The sequence below is a fragment of the Clostridium sp. JS66 genome (genome assembly GCF_033561535.1).
Lineage (GTDB): Bacteria > Bacillota > Clostridia > Clostridiales > Clostridiaceae > Clostridium_AM > Clostridium_AM carboxidivorans.
This window is the reverse complement of the sequence record NZ_CP131467.1, coordinates 354,295-370,398: the sequence shown is the minus strand read 5'-3', so window position 1 is coordinate 370,398 and position 16,104 is coordinate 354,295. Positions and strand designations below refer to the sequence as shown.

Genomic DNA, 16,104 nt, shown 5'->3' with positions numbered 1-16,104 from the left:
TTGAGTACATATTGTAACTATTTTCATATCATTCCTCAATATTACACATATATTTTAAAATCATAAACAAATAATATAATTTGTAAAAGATTTAAACTTTTAATTTTTTAGGAGGTAACACTTTATGAATACTAGTGGTAACAAACAAATTGAAGCTAACAACTTAAAAGTTCTTAAAGATCAGCTTGGATATGAAGCTTTAATGAACAAAAAATTTAATGAATACTCTGGACAGTGTACAGATCAGACCTTAAAGACTTTGTGTACTGATGCCAGTCAAGTTCACAAAAGAAATTTTGATAGTCTGAAATCTTATTTAGATTCTCATCAATAAAAATATAGGAGGAATTATTTTATGAATGATAAAGAAATGGCTCAAGACCTTCTTGCTACTGAAAAGCAAGTTATATCAGCTTATAGCACTGGAATAACAGAATCTTCTTGTATGAATCTTAGAAATACTCTAGTGGATAATTTTAAAAATGCTCAGGAAGTTCAATATAAAGTTTTTGATGCTATGAGACAGAAAGGATGGTATGCTACAAAAGATGCTCCTGACAATGAAGTGCAGCAGCTTAAGAATGAATGCAACCAAATGTCTGGAACACTAAAATAAGTACAATGCGAAGCTTTGCTTCGCATTATACTTATTTCAAATCCAAAACTATCAATTATTCTTCCTCGTTATAAAACTCTAAGTAGGAGTGGTCTTCTCCATTTTTCTGCCATCCTAAAATAGAATCCATATTTACATTTTGTGCTGACTTAAAAATAGATTTGTCAACTTGGGGAAAGTTTTTCTTTAATTCTTTAATCAAGTCTTTAATTTCATATCGCTTATTACCTATTTTTCCTGCTGAAACCATACAAGCACAATTTAAAGGCCAGATTCCACTTTTCTGGATGAAACGTTGAATATTTTCTTCTTCTATATAATAAAGAGGTCTTATTAATTCTATTCCTTCAAAATTTGTTGATTTAAGCTTTGGAAGCATGGTCTTAAAGTTTCCTGAATACAACACATTAAGCAGTGTTGTCTCTATTACATCATTAAAATGATGACCAAGCGCAAGCTTATTACAGCCTAATTCCTTAGCCTTTGTATATAGTGCACCTCTACGCATTCTTGCGCACATGTAACAAGGGTATTTTTGAGCTATTCTATCTGCTACTTCAAAAATCCCTGATTCAAAAATTTCGATTGGTATATTTAAATATTCACAGTTATCAATTAGAAGTTTTTTAATATCCTTATGATACCCTGGATCCATGGCAATAAACTCCAACTGAAAATTCATCTGTCGATGACGATGTAGTTCTTGAAACAGTTTTGCCATTAGCATGCTGTCCTTGCCTCCAGAGATAGCTACTGCAATCTTATCTCCTTCTTCTACTAATTTATAATCCTTTATTGCCTTTACAAATTTTGACCATATCTTCTTTTTATATGTCTTAGTAATACTACGTTCTATTTCTTCTAAAGGTTTCCTTTCATTAAAAGGAACCAATATATCACAGCCGCTTCCTGCTATATCACTCATCATATGCACCTCACTTTTTTCACCAAAACATTATAACACTTTTTTTAGTCTTTGTGTTCTTTACTTATCCTCATCTTCTAATTCAACTATCATAAATTTATCGAAATCTATTTCTTCTATAAAGTTATCTTGATTAAAGCTTGTTTTACTCATCTTATTATATTGCTCCAAATTTATAGGCAGCCAATAAGGCTTGGAAATATCAAATTTATTGCATAATTCTGTAATGCATACCTTTAAATTTTCTTGATAGCTTCCCTCAATATTGGATATTACTACATCATCTATTACAATTTTATTATTTTTTATAATCTTACCCCATATTTTTAGCATTTCATTTCCTCCGTTTTCAACTATTATATTTAATTTTACACATTTAATACAAATTGTAAACCGCAAAAAGTTGTGCCGCATTATGCTTATAACACTAAGTTAAACTTTAAGTTGAAAATTATGCGCGTCCTAACTCTATTAAATGTGTATAAATAAAAATTTATCCTTGAAAATTTTGAAAATTAAGGCAAATTTGGTGTTATAACAACATAGTTAGGGTTATACATAAATTGTTAGTTGATGTATAATCATTTCATCATTGATATATGAAATATCTAGGAGGTAGGAGATATGGAATCTAAATTAGTAAACTTCATACTTGGTCGTAATTTAAAAAATGATGATTTAAAGAATGAAAAGTATAACATCTTTTGGGGACTTCCAATACTCTCTAGTGATGCAATATCTTCTGTGGCTTATGCAGGAGAAGAAATCCTGTGGATTTTAATAGGTGTTGTAGGACTAGCTTCTTATAAATATATGTTTTATGCTGCCTTGTGCATTGTCTTTTTAATGTTTTTGCTGGTTTTTTCTTATAGACAAACCATAGATACCTATCCTAATGGCGGTGGTTCATATATTGTAGCAAAGGACAATTTAGGAACTATTCCTGGTCTCATTGCTGGATCATCACTTTCTATAGATTATACCTTAACCGTAGCAGTAAGCACCTGCGCTGGAACTGCTGCAATAACATCTGCTATACCTTCTCTTTTAAAATACAAGGTTCCTATAACAGTCGCTTTGATTATTTTCATGACCTTAGGCAATTTAAGAGGTGTAAAGGAATCTTCAAGATTATTTGGAATTCCTACTTATTTATTTATTCTTTCCATAGGATTTATGATAGTTACAGGTATAGTGAAGGTTCACTTTTTTGGCGCTAATCCTCAACCTTTATATTCAATACCACAGGCCACTTCCGATATATCTATTATTCTGTTTTTAAGAGCTTTTGCATCAGGCTGTACTGCATTAACAGGCATAGAAGCTGTTAGTAATGGAATACCTAGTTTTAAGGAGCCTTCTCAAAAAAATGCCAAAATAGTTTTAATGCTTTTAGGCATTGTTGTGTTGTTTATATTTGGAGGACTTTCTTATTTGACTACACTTTATCACGCAGTGCCTAATTCATCAAATACACTTATATCACAAATTGCCACTCAAATTTTTGGTCACAGCTTTATGTATTATATTATTCAATATACCACAGCAATAATATTAATTATGGCTGCAAATACAGCTTTTGCAGGTTTCCCACTTTTATTAGCCTTAATATCAAAGGATGGTTTTGCTCCAAGACAATTTTCAAAAAGAGGACATAGATTAAGTTTTTCTAATGGAATAATATTTTTATGCTCAATGGCATGCATTCTCGTCATAGTTTTTCACGCAGAAACTCACTTATTGATTCCTCTGTATGCTGTAGGAGTTTTTATTTCTTTTACTCTTTCTCAAACAGGAATGTTTTGTAGGTGGATAAAGCAAAAATCTCCTTACTGGAGACATAAGGCTTTTATTAATGGTTTAGGTGCTCTAGTAACCTTTGCAACTGTTCTAATAATAGGCATAACCAAATTTCATCTTGGAGCCTGGATTATATTTATTTTGATTCCTTTTCTCGTATTTATTATGACAAGGATAAAGAAACATTATATTGCTGTAGCAACTCAACTTAAATTGGCCATTAATCAAAAACCAAAGGTAATTAATTTCGAAGAACAGAAAAGATATGCTATAGTTCCTATTGATACCTTAAATAAATCTTTTCTCAAAGCACTAAATTATGCAAGAACTATTTCTAATAATATTATAGTTTTTCACATATCCGTGAATAAAGAAGCAACAGAAAAACTTATAAAAAAATGGGAGGAATATAATATAGGCATACCTCTTGTTATTAAAGAATCTCCTTACAGAAGTGTTATACATCCACTTGTTAAATTTATTAAATCTGAAGAGTATGTAGCTGGTCCTAATGATACAGTTACTGTAGTTATACCTCAATTTGTAGTTTCAAAATGGTGGGGCAATATACTTCACAATCAAACTTCACTTTTTATAAAAGGAATGCTTTTAAAGGAAAGAAATATAGCTATAGTTACTGTGCCATATATAATTGATGAAAAATAATAAAAGATGGGCTAATTTTTTAGCTCATCTTTTTTTATAATATTTGTTTTATACCTATTAAAATCAATATACATCCTGATATTATATTTGCCTTTTTAGTCAAATTCCATTTATTAAAAAACTCAGTAATATAGTTTCCAGCCCATAATGCCAAAAAGCTTATTACAGCAGAAAAAAAGCCTATAAAAAAAGAATTTAGCCCAATCATACCTGCACTCAGGCTTCCACCCACATTATTAATGGATAGTGCAATACCAAGAAATGTAGCTTCTTTAAAATCAATATCCTTAGAGTTATCTGCATCTGCAGTTTCTGGCTCTTTTAAAATATTATATATATTGCTATTTTGAATAGAACTCTCTTTATCTTTAACTTTATTTTCTTTTTTAAAGTAAGGTTCTAATATAATCCATAAACCAATGATTACAAGCATCGTCATGCTTAACATAGAAGATACTTTATTACTAAATGCCTGTGATACAGCATTTCCTGAAAAAGCAGCAATGGAAGATATAAAAAAAGTAATTACAGAAATCCATAAATTTTTTGGAGTTGTTATTTTTATTCCACGAATACTGTAAGCAATTCTAACACTTATATTGTCTAGGTTGTTTACTAGTGCAATAAAAATCGTATATATTAAGTGCATAGCAGTACACCCTCCTATAAGTTAGTACATTGCTATAATATGAAAATTTCATGAAATGTGTGAAAAAATACAAAGTTTATTCCCAATTAGTAATTTATTCAATATCTTTTATAATACTTATAAATATAGTAAAATTAGAATTAGGAGGTGTCAAAATGATTAAAAAAAAATTATTACCAGCAGTAACTTGTATTAGTATATTATTGACTATCAGCACAGTAAATGTTCAAGCTAAATCCATTTCATTTAAAACTTTAGATGGCGAAAATAGATTTTACACTTCAGCTTCAATAGCCCAGGAATATAATTACACTAAAAGTATAGATGCTGTAATTCTAGCCTTTGGTAATGACTTTCCAGATGCTTTATCAGGAAGTATGATTTCTAATAAATACAAAGCACCTATTCTTTTATGCGGGAAAACAGAAAGCGAAACTAGTACTGCATTAAATTTTATTAAATCCAATCTTTCAAGTTCTAAAACTGTATATATTTTAGGAGGTACAGGCGGAATAAAATTAGACGTTGAAAACTCATTGAAATCCTATGGATATACTGTAAAAAGAATAAGCGGTGAAGATAGATTTGATACAAATATAAAAGTAGTTGATGAACTTAATCCATCTAAAGGAACACCTGTCGTTATAGCAAGTGGTGATAATTTTCCAGACGCTCTATCCATAAGTAGTGCTGCAGCATCTAAAGAATATCCATTGATGTTAACATCTAAAGATTCTTTAACAGAGGCTGCTAAGAGAAAATTACTAGAGATTAACCCTTCAAAACTATATGTTATTGGAGGCATAGCTTCTATATCGGAAAAAAATCTTAACCAAATGAAAAACCTGCTGAATTTATCTTCTTCTGATGTAATACGCCTTGCAGGGGAAAATAGGTATGAAACATCTTTGAAAATAGCAGAATTTTTCAACTTAAATTCAGATACTGCTGTTATAGCAAATGGAGAAAATTTCCCAGATGCATTAAGTGGTTCTGCTCTTGCAGCTCTTAAATCTTCTCCTATAATTCTTGTAAACAATGAAGATGTTTCTAGACAAAAAACATTTATTGATAACTCCTCCTGTTCCAATTTAATATTTCTAGGTGGAGAATATTCCGTAAACAGTAAAACTAAAAACGCACTAACCCAAAATGATTCTAACAATGAAAATTACAGTGTAGACCTTAAACCTGTTACATCCACATTCTCAAGCTACAAGATTAGCCCTGAATCAGGGGTATCTGAAAATCTTATAAATACTACTTGGGATGAATATACTATTGGAGATAAAATAATTAGAAATCCTTATTTTAATAAAGATAACTCAAATAAAATAAATAAAAATTCAGTTGCTTTTAAGGATTTTGGTCAAGCAATTACAGATTGTACACCTATACAGTTTTTTACCGAAAATGGGGATTTTAAAATACTTCAACACTCATCAGATAAGAAACTATCTGTCGAATCTTTTAACAAAATTATATCCAATTCAGAAAGAGGTAATTTAGTATCTAAACAAGTTTATGAAGTATTAAACGGGTTCATTAAGAATGCATATGGCAATAATACAAAAATCTCCCTAGAAGCTGACGGATATGTACCTGATGCAGATGGTACTAATTGTTTAGGTCCATCTATTAATGTATCTACAAATAATAATTTAGATTACTCCATGATATTTGTAAGAGATGATTTAAAAAGTAAAGAAAAATTTAAATTCAGAAATGCTTTTCCAGAGTGTGATACTTTCTTATGGCTTTATAATTTAACAAATTCAAAAACAAGTATGCTTAATATTTTAAATTCAGATAAGTCTTTTAATCTTGATGATTTTGATAATTCAAAATTACAAAATCTTAGAGTTACTTTAGCTTCTACCTTTGGAATAGAACATTCAGATAAAATATTAAACTTTATTACAAACGAAATCACAAATAATAATTTTTCTAAAGGTGCTGTACATCGCGGGCCTTTCAATCCATACAAATTTGATTTGGACAATTTAACTATATACTTTGATGAAAGTAATTTCGTGTTAGGTTTTAAATATAACAAATAGTAAAAAAGCAACACTTACTTTTAAGAGGACAATTGACAAAGGACAGAAGACAATGGCGGAGAAAAATCATCCTTCACTGTCCTCTGTCCTCTGTCCTCTCAAAAGCTTGTGTCCCAATGTGATTATATTAAATCAAAATTTTACATACACAAAAATTAATTTCTTACTTCTCTAATATCTTTCCCATAAGCACTCCCATAATGGATGCCATCATTAGTCCTCTGGTCCACCCACTGGAGTCTCCTAAGCAGTGAAGTCCTTTTATATTAGTATCAAATTTGTCATTTAAATTTATCTTGTTGCTATAAAATTTTATTTCTGGACCATATAATAAAGTTTCAACACTTGCAAAACCTGGTACAACTATATTCATAGCTTTAATAAAGTTTAAAATATTAATCATTGGTCTATATGGAATAGCAGAAGTTAAATCTCCAGCTACAGCATCTGGCAAGGTATGCCTTATATTTGTTTGATCTAATTCTTTCTGCCAGGTTCTCTTTCCATCTAATATGTCTCCATACCTTTGAACTAGTATTCTGCCATTACCTAACATATTAACTAACTCAGCTACCTTTTTTCCATACTCTATAGGTTGATTAAAAGGTTCTGAAAAATTATGGGAACTCAATATAGCCAAATTAGTATTATCAGATTTTCTTTCTTTATAAGAATGTCCATTGACTATTGCTAAGTTATTATCATAGTTCTCCTGGCTGACAAAGCCTCCAGGATTTTGACAAAAGGTTCTAACTTTATTTTTAAAAGGTGCTGGATATCCTATGAGCTTTGATTCATATAAAACATTGTTTACCTTTTCCATAACCTCGTTTCTAATTTCAACACGAACACCTATATCTACAGTACCAGCAGAATGATTTATTTCATGTTTTATACACATATCTTTAAGCCAGTCTGCTCCTTTTCTACCTGCTGCCACTATTATTTTATCAGCATACAAGTCTTCTTTTTTAGTCCTAGTTTGTGAATCAGCTATTTTTATACCTTTTGCTGTTCTATCTTCAATAATCAAATCTTCAACTACAGTATCAAACTTAATTTCTATTCCAGAATCTAAAAGATATTTTTGTATTTTTAAATATATTTCTTGTGCTTTTTCTGTTCCTAAATGTCTTATAGGACAATCTACTAATTTAAGTCCTGCTTCTATAGCTTTTATTCTAATTGCTTTAACCGCTTCAGTATTCTCTAGTCCCTCTACCTTTGTGTCTGCACCAAATTCAAGATAAATTTTATCTGTATATTCTATGAGCTCTTGAGCTTTGTCAGTTCCTATTAAACTTGGCAGATCTCCTCCAACCTCATAGCTTAATGATAATTTACCATCTGAAAATGCTCCTGCTCCTGAAAAACCAGTTGTTATATGACAGTAAGGTTTACATGAAACGCATTTTTTCGTTTTTTCTTTAGGACAATATCTCTTATCTATACTTCTTCCTTGTTCAACCATTAAAACTTTCTTATTAGATTTTTGTCTAACTAGTTCCAATGCAGTAAATATTCCTGATGGACCAGCTCCTACTATTATTACATCATACTTCACAATAATCATCTCCATTACAAAATCATTAATTATTTTTCCCTTAATAAAGAAAATATTATTACATTTTCGTCAACAATTTAGTTCGTACCATTGCGAACAATATATATTTTTTTCAAATGGATCATCTTTAATTTTACATCTTTCACACATTTACTTAAAGGAAAATTCAGCATAGAAAAGCATGAAAGTTGTAGTCTAAATAAGCATATGCACTTATAGCCTACAACTATTTAAGGTAGCTCGGTAGAGACATCCAGCCCGTATTGCTAGATTTATACAAGTGAACATTAAACAATATTCTCTTAAAAAAGTTCTTATTACAAAGAAATTTTACTCTATATTTTCGTAAAATGCAATAGTTTTTTATATAACTTCTTTTACTAAACACATTATTCTTATAATATAAATTATACAATTTAAATAGAGCGATAACATCAAAATAGTGTTATAATTAATTTAATAAAAGTTTTAGGTACTTATTAAGTTTAACAACTTATGAGTTTAAAAGGGAAATAGGTTAAAAGCCTATGCGGTCCCGCCACTGTAAGGATGAGTATATTAACATTATGCCACTCAGTAATGGGGAAGGCCTTAATATATGATGAATCTTAGCCAGGAGACCTGCCTAAAATTATAGATATTGATTCACCTTACGCGGATAAGGGGATATTAGCACATTTTTGCTTTTAACCATTATTCGTTTGGATAATGGCTTTTTTAATTGTTTTAAAATACGAAGCATCTTTTTATTTGTATATAAAAAAATCAAATTAAGGAGGAATATAAAAATGTATAAATTGAAAAAAACATCTTTTATTTTACTTATTGTTTTCCTATTTGCTTTTTCAGCAATTGGATGTAATCAAAACAGCTCAACTTCTTCAAATGAAGATAACAAACAAGTTGAATCAGTAAAAAATACTACTTATCCACTTAAAATAAAAGACTCACTTAATAGAGAGGTAACTATAGAAAAAGAACCTAAAAAGGTTATATCTATAGCACCCAATATTACAGAAACTATTTATGCTCTTAACAAAGAAAATACCTTAATAGGAAGAACTGATTTTTGTACATATCCTAAGGAAGCTAGTAAAATTCAATCTATTGGTGGACTTACAAATCCTAATATTGAAAAAATAACTAATTTAAAGCCTGATATAGTTATAGCTTCCAATCATTTCAGGGAACAGGATTTAAAAAAATTAGAAGAGCTTAACATAAAGGTCGTAGTGCTTTCTGGTCCTGAAAGCTTTCAAAGTACATATGACATTATAAGAAATGTGGGTAAAATCCTTAACGCTAATGATAACGCTAATTCTATAGTTTCTAATATGATAAAAAAAGTGGATTATGTAAAAGCAAAGGTTAAAGATAAAGGTACTCCAACTGCTTACTATGTAGTAAGCTTTGGTAAAAGTGGTGATTTCACTGCCGGTAAAGATACTTTTGTAGACACAATGATTACTACAGCTGGTGGAAAAAATACCGCTTCTGATGTAACTGGATGGAAATATAGCTTAGAAAAACTTATTGAAAAAAATCCGGATATAATTATATGTTCAAACAAGTTTAATTCAAAAAATCAAATTAAAGTACAAGAAGGATATAAGGATCTAGATGCTGTAAAAAAGAATAAACTTTTTGAAATTGATGAAGATATTATTAATAGGCAGGGTCCTAGATTAGCTGATGGTTTAGAAGCTTTAGCCAAGACAATCCATCCTGATGCTTTTAAATAGTATATTTACAGAAGGGATTTAGTTATGAATTTAGATGATAAGAAAAAAATGATAAGATTCATGTTTCCAGTAAGCATAATTCTGTTATTTTGTATAATGCTATTGTCCAGTACTTTTGGAACAGCAAATATATCTTTTACTGAAACCTTAAATGTAATTTTAAGCAAAATACCATTTTTAAATAATTTTATTTCAATATCTGAAATACCTAAAAATCATATACTAATAATATCAAAAATTAGACTACCTAGGATATTTCTTTCTGCTCTTATTGGTATGGGACTTTCCATAGTTGGTGCTTCTTTTCAAGCAATATTTAAAAATCCAATGGCAGATCCTTATATTCTTGGTATATCCTCTGGTGCAGCTCTTGGAGCTGCTCTTGGATTTATATTTAAATTAGAAAGCTCTTTTTTAGGATCAGCTTCAATTACAATAACAGCATTTATAGGCTCAATTTTAACTACAGTAGTTGTATATACCATTGCCAAAGTAAGAAACAAAATACCTACTAATACCCTTCTTCTAGCCGGTATATCTGTAAGCTTTCTTTTATCCTCTCTTATTTCTGTTATTATGGTATTTAACAGAAATGAAGTTGAAAAAATTGTTTTTTGGACAATGGGAAGCGTTTCTTCTGCAAACTATAATGAAATCATTTTGCTGCTATGTTTTTTGTGTGTTGGCATTTTTATAATAATAGCTCTTTCAAAAGATTTGAATATAATACTCACAGGCGATGATACTGCTAGAAGCTTAGGTGTAGAAGTTGATAAAGTAAAAAAAGTAGTATTAATTGTTTCTTCTATGATTGTTGCTGCTTGTGTATCTGTAAGCGGAATAATAGGTTTTGTAGGTCTCATTATACCTCATGTAGTGAGAATACTTTTAGGACCGGACAATAAAATTCTGCTTCCCTTTTCATTAGTTTTTGGAGCTGCATTTATGGTAATTTCGGATACTTTAGCAAGAACGATAGCCGCTCCAGCTGAAATACCTGTAGGTGCCATAACCGCTTTATTTGGAGCTCCTTATTTTATATATCTTTTAATTAAATCAAAAAAGAAGGTGATGTAATGGAAACCATAGGCTTTCCTGAAGTTAAAGTTGATAATTTAAGCTGTCGTTTTGGAAACAATGAAGTGCTTCATAGTATTAACATAAATTTTGAAAAAAATAAATTTTATAGTATTTTAGGTCCAAATGGCTCTGGAAAAACCACACTGTTGAAAAAGCTTGGAAAAACTTTAGAATCTAATAAAAAAACTATTTTTATAGAAAATAAGGACGTTATAGACTTTAAAAATAAAGCTCTAGCTAAAAAGCTTGCTGTAGTACCTCAAAATACTATTTTAGATTTTGATTTTTCTGCTTTAGATATTGTTCTTATGGGAAGATCACCACATGTTTCTAGATTTCAACAAGAATCAAAAAAAGACTATGATATTGCTGAAAATGCAATGAAAATAACCAATACTTGGCACTTTCGTGATAAATATATAAATCAGTTGAGTGGAGGAGAACAGCAAAGAGTTGTTATTGCAAGAGCTCTAGCCCAAGATACTGATATTATACTTTTAGACGAGCCTATATCTCATCTAGATATACACCATCAAATTGAAATCCTAGATACTATTAAGTCTTTAAGCAAAAAAGTAACCATTATAGCTGTACTTCACGATTTAAACCTAGCAGCACAATATAGTGACTATTTAATTTTAGTAAATAAAGGTTCAATTGCTTTTCAAGGAACTCCTGAAGAAGTGCTCATAGAAGAAAATATTAAAAAAGTTTACGATATAAATATGTGTATGATAAAAAACCCTGTAACAGGTAAACCATACATAATTCCTATTGGCAGTGTATAAAATTTTACAAAAATCAAAAAACCCTATAAGAATTAATTCTTATAGGGTGTATAGTACAAATTTATACTACTTTCTGAATCCTCTTTGTTGCTTTCTAGCTCTTCTACAATCAGGACATCTTTGTGGTTCATTTTCGAATCCTTTTTCTTTGTAGAATTCTTGTTCTCCTTCAGTGAATATGAAGTCTTTTCCGCAATCTTTACAAACTATTGTCTTATCTGCCATTTCAACATCTCTCCTTTTAATTTTAATATTAAGATTTAAAAACTGATCTAAACTATGTTCCTTAAAAGAGGAAATGTTGTTAACCGTATTAAATCTCTTTTCGTAATTGTTTTATTTACATTACTCATTTACTATACCACATTTAAAAACAATTATCAATGGTAAAAAATAAATTATTCACATTTACTATTTTCTAATAACAAACTAAACTCCTGTAATCCATATATAATTTTATCTACTTTTTCTGCATCCATATTTTTTACTGCATCAGATACTATATGGGAAATAAATTCTTTCTTCATGCTCTCTATATCATTATTGTTTTTAAAGTTTTCATCAATAGATAATTTCACAGTTCTACGGTTATCTTTAGGTATTTCTCTAACTACTACCCCTTGCTTTGATAAGCGATCTACAATACCTGAAACTGTGCTTTTAGTAAGCATTAAATGATTACTTAATTCATGAAGAGTTATACCTGGCATTTTGTATAAATGTACTATAACCGCAAGCTGTGGTGCTGTAAATCCATATTTCTTTGCACATTCATTAAACTTACATCTAAGTGTTTTTTGAACGCTCCTAATTATTTCAATTATTTTATCAGACTGTTCTGATGCTAATTCATTATTCGGACATGACAGCTCCTCCTTTTGCATCATTACGTTCACCTTCCTTATCTTGTTTTTTACTTGAATCCTTACTTCTCATAAGTAAAGTTAAAGTTATTGCTGCTAATACCGCAAAAGCAGTTACAGCAACGGCATATCCCATAGCATCTAAGGTCGCCTGACCCTGCAGCATTTTACTTAAATAAGCTACTGCAGAAACTTTCGCTGCTCCTTGTGATAAACCTGCATGCATATATGATTTTGTAAGTGTGCTTATGGTACTAATAGCTGTTTGATTATAATTATTTACTTGCTCAGCTAATTTTAAATAGTTATAATTTGTTTTGCTCTGTATTAAGGTTGACATTATAGTTATACTAAGAGCACTTGCCACCTGCCTTATGGTATTATTAAGCGCTGATGCTCTTCCAACTAATTTTGTTGGTATAACATTCATTCCCGCTGTACTAATCGGCATCATTGCAAGCCCCATTCCTACTGATCTTAAGCAAGTAATGAGTATTATATGCTCCCTGCTTGAATTCATATTTATTGCAGTTGAAAGTTCAATAGAACTTATTGCCAATATTACAAGCCCAGGTATAACAATTGGTTTTGCTCCAAATTTGTCAAACAAATTACCACTTATAGGCATTAAAATACCAACTACAATGGCTGATGGAAACATAATTATACCTGTTTCCATAGCTGTATATCCCCTTATATTTTGAAGGAATAATGGTAATACATACATTCCTCCCATCATTGCCAGGGATAAAACACTAGTTATAATTAAGCTTAGACTAAAATCAAATAATTTAAACACTCTCAAGTCCAATAAAGGATCTGGATGAGTAAGCTCATTTACTACAAATAATACTAAACTTAAACACCCCAAAGTCATGAGAATAGGATTATGAATTTGAGTCCAATCAATTGAAGAACCTTCTCCAAAAACATACAATACACTTACTAAACCAATGGTAGAAGATAAAAATCCTACTATGTCAAAGGGTTTAAACTTTTGCATTTTTGTTCCTTTTAATAAGATACCTGCCAGTACTACTCCTATTATTCCTATCGGAACATTAACATTAAAAATAAGTCTCCAATCTAATTTTTCAATAATATATCCACCTAAGGTTGGTCCTATTGCAGGTGCTGCCATTGCTGCTATTCCCCAAACACCTAAGGCTAAACCTATTTTTTTTCTAGGAAATATCTCATATATTATACTCATTCCTATTGGCATTATCATACCGCCACCAATAGCTTGAATTACACGGAATGCTATCATGGATGCACTGCTCCATGCAAATCCACACAGCAGTGACCCAAAAGTAAACATTGACAGAGCAAACATATACACCCTCTTGGATCCAAATACATCCTGTACATATCCTGTAAGCGGTATAATTGCTCCAAGAGCCAATGAATACGCTGTAAGTATCCATTTTGCATCATCCATGGGCATTCCAAAAACAGTCATCATCTTAGGAAGAGCAATATTAACTATAGTACTATCCAGTATGGACATAAACGTACCAATTACAACTACGCATAATGATAACCAACTATTTAATGATACCTTATTGTTCTCTTCCATTATACCTCACCTCGTTATTTAATGTGAATCTTAACAACAGCATTAGTTCCTGGAAGTATTTTGGCATTAAACTTATTAAGTTCAATTTTTACAGGTATTCTCTGAACTACTTTTGTAAATGTACCACTAGTTGATGTTGGAAGTAAGGATAATGCAGAATTTGCTGCTTCTCCTACAGATTTAACTTTTCCAGTAAATTTTTGTGATGAAAACTGATCTATTGTAATATCAACATTTTGACCCACTCTTACTTTTCCAAGTTTTGTTTCCTCTATATCTGCTGTTATATAAAGTTTATTTGGATCTATTAATGTATATAAAGTCTGACCTTGTGACCAAATTTCTCCTATGGTTCCTTGCTTTTTTACTACTATTCCAGAAATAGGTGCTCTGACTAAAGCTTGTTCCACATTTGAATCTGCAATATTATTCATATCTTGACGAGCTAATATTTGATTTTTTGAAACCGAGTCTCCTTCATCCACATTAAGTTCTAATAATTTTCCTTGAATTTGTGGAGTTACACTTACCAAGTCTGCACTAACTCTAGCATCATCAGTAGAAACAAAATAAGTATTTTGATACCAATAATAAGCTCCTACACTTCCTATGGCAATAACAATCACTGCTAATATTATAAAAATCAATTTTTTACGCTTTTCCATACTAATATCACCCCTTGCTTATTTCTTCAATCCAACTTCTGCAAACATACCAGGCTTTAATAGTGAATTAGGATCTACCACACTTACCTTAACCAAAATATTTCTGCTTTCAGAACTTAGCTTTGAGTTTATAACCGTTATTTTTCCTTGAAATTCTTTATCTGGTATTTCTGATACCTTAATCGCTACATCCTGTCCTTCTTTTAATCCATTTACAATTTCAACAGGCGCATATGCATTTACACATAAAGCTCCAGAATTGGATATGGAAACAAGAGTTGCTCCTGGGGACGCTGTTTCTCCTACATTTATATTTTTAGCATTCACTGTTCCTGATATAGGTGCTGTAATTGTAGCATTGTTTAACGAAGTTTGTGCTATTTTTAACCCTGCTTCAGCTTCATTTACCTGAGCTTTAAAAACATCTATACTTGAACTTGTAGGTCCATTTTTTAACAGATCCAATTGTGCCTGTGTACTTTTATATTGTCCTTCTGCAGTGGCAAGCTGCTGCTTTGCTAAATCAAGCTGCTGCTGAGCTTCTGCTCCTGAAGTAACTAAAGCTTGTGTTCTATCATAAGTTTTCTTAGCAGTTTCATAACTTTGAGCTGCACCATCCACAAGAGCTTGTTCTTGTTCTATTTGTTCAGGACGTGATCCACTTGAAGCATTTGCTAAATTTGCTCTAGCAGTATTAACCGTTGCTTGTGCTTTATCAACTTGAGCTTGTAAATCCTGAGCATCTAGCTTAATAATAACGTCTCCTTGATTTACTTTCGAACCTACGTCTACTGATATTTGAGTAACTTTTGCTGAAATTTTTGAAGTTATATTTGCTTCGTCATTTGCTTGAATTTTCCCAGCCATTATAAATTGATTACTAGATGATTGCTGAATTGTTTTTGTATTTTGTACATTTTTGCTTGTATTAGTGCCGCTAGAACCGCATCCACTTAACACTACTGCCAAAACCAAACAAAGTAAAGTAGTCTTTTTCATTTTAACACTCCTTGCACGAATTATTCTTACATATACTGTTCGTCTGCTAACATTATATATCAATCCATTTCTGTTTTCAATAATCAACACTTCCATTTATTCAATTAT

Annotated in this window: 16 protein-coding genes and 2 riboswitches; of the genes, 7 read left to right on the top strand and 9 right to left on the bottom strand. The window is 30.7% G+C overall.

The features are described 5' to 3' along the window. The first annotated feature begins 124 nt into the window (after positions 1-124). Entirely contained in the window at positions 125-334 is a 210-nt protein-coding gene (locus tag Q6H37_RS01805; protein ID WP_318738899.1) for a hypothetical protein, read from the top strand. Between the two features lie 21 nt (positions 335-355). Further along, positions 356-616 (top strand): spore coat protein, encoded by a 261-nt coding sequence (locus Q6H37_RS01800; RefSeq protein WP_318738898.1) that lies wholly within the window; start codon positions 356-358, stop codon positions 614-616. Between the two features lie 55 nt (positions 617-671). Here Q6H37_RS01800 and Q6H37_RS01795 read toward each other — a convergent pair whose 3' ends face one another. Continuing rightward, positions 672-1,541, bottom strand: a complete 870-nt coding sequence (locus tag Q6H37_RS01795; RefSeq protein WP_318742894.1) for a tRNA 2-thiocytidine biosynthesis TtcA family protein — start codon at positions 1,539-1,541, stop codon at positions 672-674. Between the two features lie 60 nt (positions 1,542-1,601). Continuing rightward, entirely contained in the window at positions 1,602-1,874 is a 273-nt protein-coding gene (locus Q6H37_RS01790; RefSeq protein WP_318738897.1) for a hypothetical protein, read from the bottom strand. A 291-nt stretch (positions 1,875-2,165) separates the two neighbouring features. Between Q6H37_RS01790 and Q6H37_RS01785 the strand changes: the two genes are divergently transcribed. Continuing rightward, on the top strand, positions 2,166-4,007 hold the full coding sequence (locus tag Q6H37_RS01785) for an APC family permease (RefSeq protein WP_318738896.1): 1,842 nt from the start codon (positions 2,166-2,168) through the stop codon (positions 4,005-4,007). A 34-nt stretch (positions 4,008-4,041) separates the two neighbouring features. Here Q6H37_RS01785 and ytaF read toward each other — a convergent pair whose 3' ends face one another. Beyond that, complete coding sequence (gene ytaF / locus Q6H37_RS01780) at positions 4,042-4,656, bottom strand: sporulation membrane protein YtaF (protein WP_318738895.1); 615 nt, start codon at positions 4,654-4,656, stop codon at positions 4,042-4,044. 155 nt (positions 4,657-4,811) lie between these two features. On the opposite strand from ytaF, the gene Q6H37_RS01775 reads away from it, so the two are divergent. Further along, the gene (locus Q6H37_RS01775) at positions 4,812-6,716 is read left to right on the top strand and encodes a cell wall-binding repeat-containing protein (RefSeq protein ID WP_318738894.1); all 1,905 of its coding nucleotides are present in this window, start codon (positions 4,812-4,814) and stop codon (positions 6,714-6,716) included. A gap of 163 nt (positions 6,717-6,879) precedes the next feature. On the opposite strand, the gene Q6H37_RS01770 is transcribed toward Q6H37_RS01775, so the two are convergent. Next, complete coding sequence (locus tag Q6H37_RS01770) at positions 6,880-8,280, bottom strand: NAD(P)/FAD-dependent oxidoreductase (RefSeq protein ID WP_318738893.1); 1,401 nt, start codon at positions 8,278-8,280, stop codon at positions 6,880-6,882. A 196-nt stretch (positions 8,281-8,476) separates the two neighbouring features. Next, positions 8,477-8,580: riboswitch (purine riboswitch) on the bottom strand. Positions 8,581-8,733: 153 nt separating this feature from the next. Then, a riboswitch (cobalamin riboswitch) is annotated at positions 8,734-8,924 on the top strand. A 144-nt stretch (positions 8,925-9,068) separates the two neighbouring features. Between Q6H37_RS01770 and Q6H37_RS01765 the strand changes: the two genes are divergently transcribed. The 3 genes from Q6H37_RS01765 to Q6H37_RS01755 are packed head-to-tail and all read left to right on the top strand — an operon-like array spanning position 9,069 to position 11,890. Further along, the gene (locus Q6H37_RS01765) at positions 9,069-10,022 is read left to right on the top strand and encodes an ABC transporter substrate-binding protein (protein ID WP_318738892.1); all 954 of its coding nucleotides are present in this window, start codon (positions 9,069-9,071) and stop codon (positions 10,020-10,022) included. Positions 10,023-10,046: 24 nt separating this feature from the next. Next, complete coding sequence (locus Q6H37_RS01760) at positions 10,047-11,099, top strand: FecCD family ABC transporter permease (protein ID WP_318738891.1); 1,053 nt, start codon at positions 10,047-10,049, stop codon at positions 11,097-11,099. Next, a complete protein-coding gene (locus Q6H37_RS01755; protein WP_318738890.1) occupies positions 11,099-11,890 on the top strand; it encodes an ABC transporter ATP-binding protein in 792 nt (263 codons plus the stop codon). Before Q6H37_RS01760 ends, Q6H37_RS01755 begins: the two co-directional genes overlap by 1 nt. Before the next feature lie 66 nt (positions 11,891-11,956). Here Q6H37_RS01755 and Q6H37_RS01750 read toward each other — a convergent pair whose 3' ends face one another. From Q6H37_RS01750 to Q6H37_RS01730, 5 genes are all read right to left on the bottom strand, one after another. Next, positions 11,957-12,115, bottom strand: coding sequence for a zinc-ribbon domain-containing protein (locus tag Q6H37_RS01750; protein WP_007063126.1), 159 nt, complete (start codon positions 12,113-12,115; stop codon positions 11,957-11,959). Positions 12,116-12,288: 173 nt separating this feature from the next. Continuing rightward, complete coding sequence (locus tag Q6H37_RS01745) at positions 12,289-12,777, bottom strand: MarR family winged helix-turn-helix transcriptional regulator (RefSeq protein ID WP_318738889.1); 489 nt, start codon at positions 12,775-12,777, stop codon at positions 12,289-12,291. After that, positions 12,743-14,332 (bottom strand): DHA2 family efflux MFS transporter permease subunit, encoded by a 1,590-nt coding sequence (locus Q6H37_RS01740; RefSeq protein WP_318738888.1) that lies wholly within the window; start codon positions 14,330-14,332, stop codon positions 12,743-12,745. The genes Q6H37_RS01745 and Q6H37_RS01740 overlap by 35 nt, the downstream gene beginning before the upstream one ends. 14 nt (positions 14,333-14,346) lie before the next feature. Beyond that, the gene (locus Q6H37_RS01735; RefSeq protein WP_318738887.1) at positions 14,347-14,997 is read right to left on the bottom strand and encodes an HlyD family secretion protein; all 651 of its coding nucleotides are present in this window, start codon (positions 14,995-14,997) and stop codon (positions 14,347-14,349) included. 18 nt (positions 14,998-15,015) lie between these two features. Next, complete coding sequence (locus Q6H37_RS01730; RefSeq protein ID WP_318738886.1) at positions 15,016-15,996, bottom strand: efflux RND transporter periplasmic adaptor subunit; 981 nt, start codon at positions 15,994-15,996, stop codon at positions 15,016-15,018. Between the last annotated feature and the right edge of the window lie 108 nt (positions 15,997-16,104).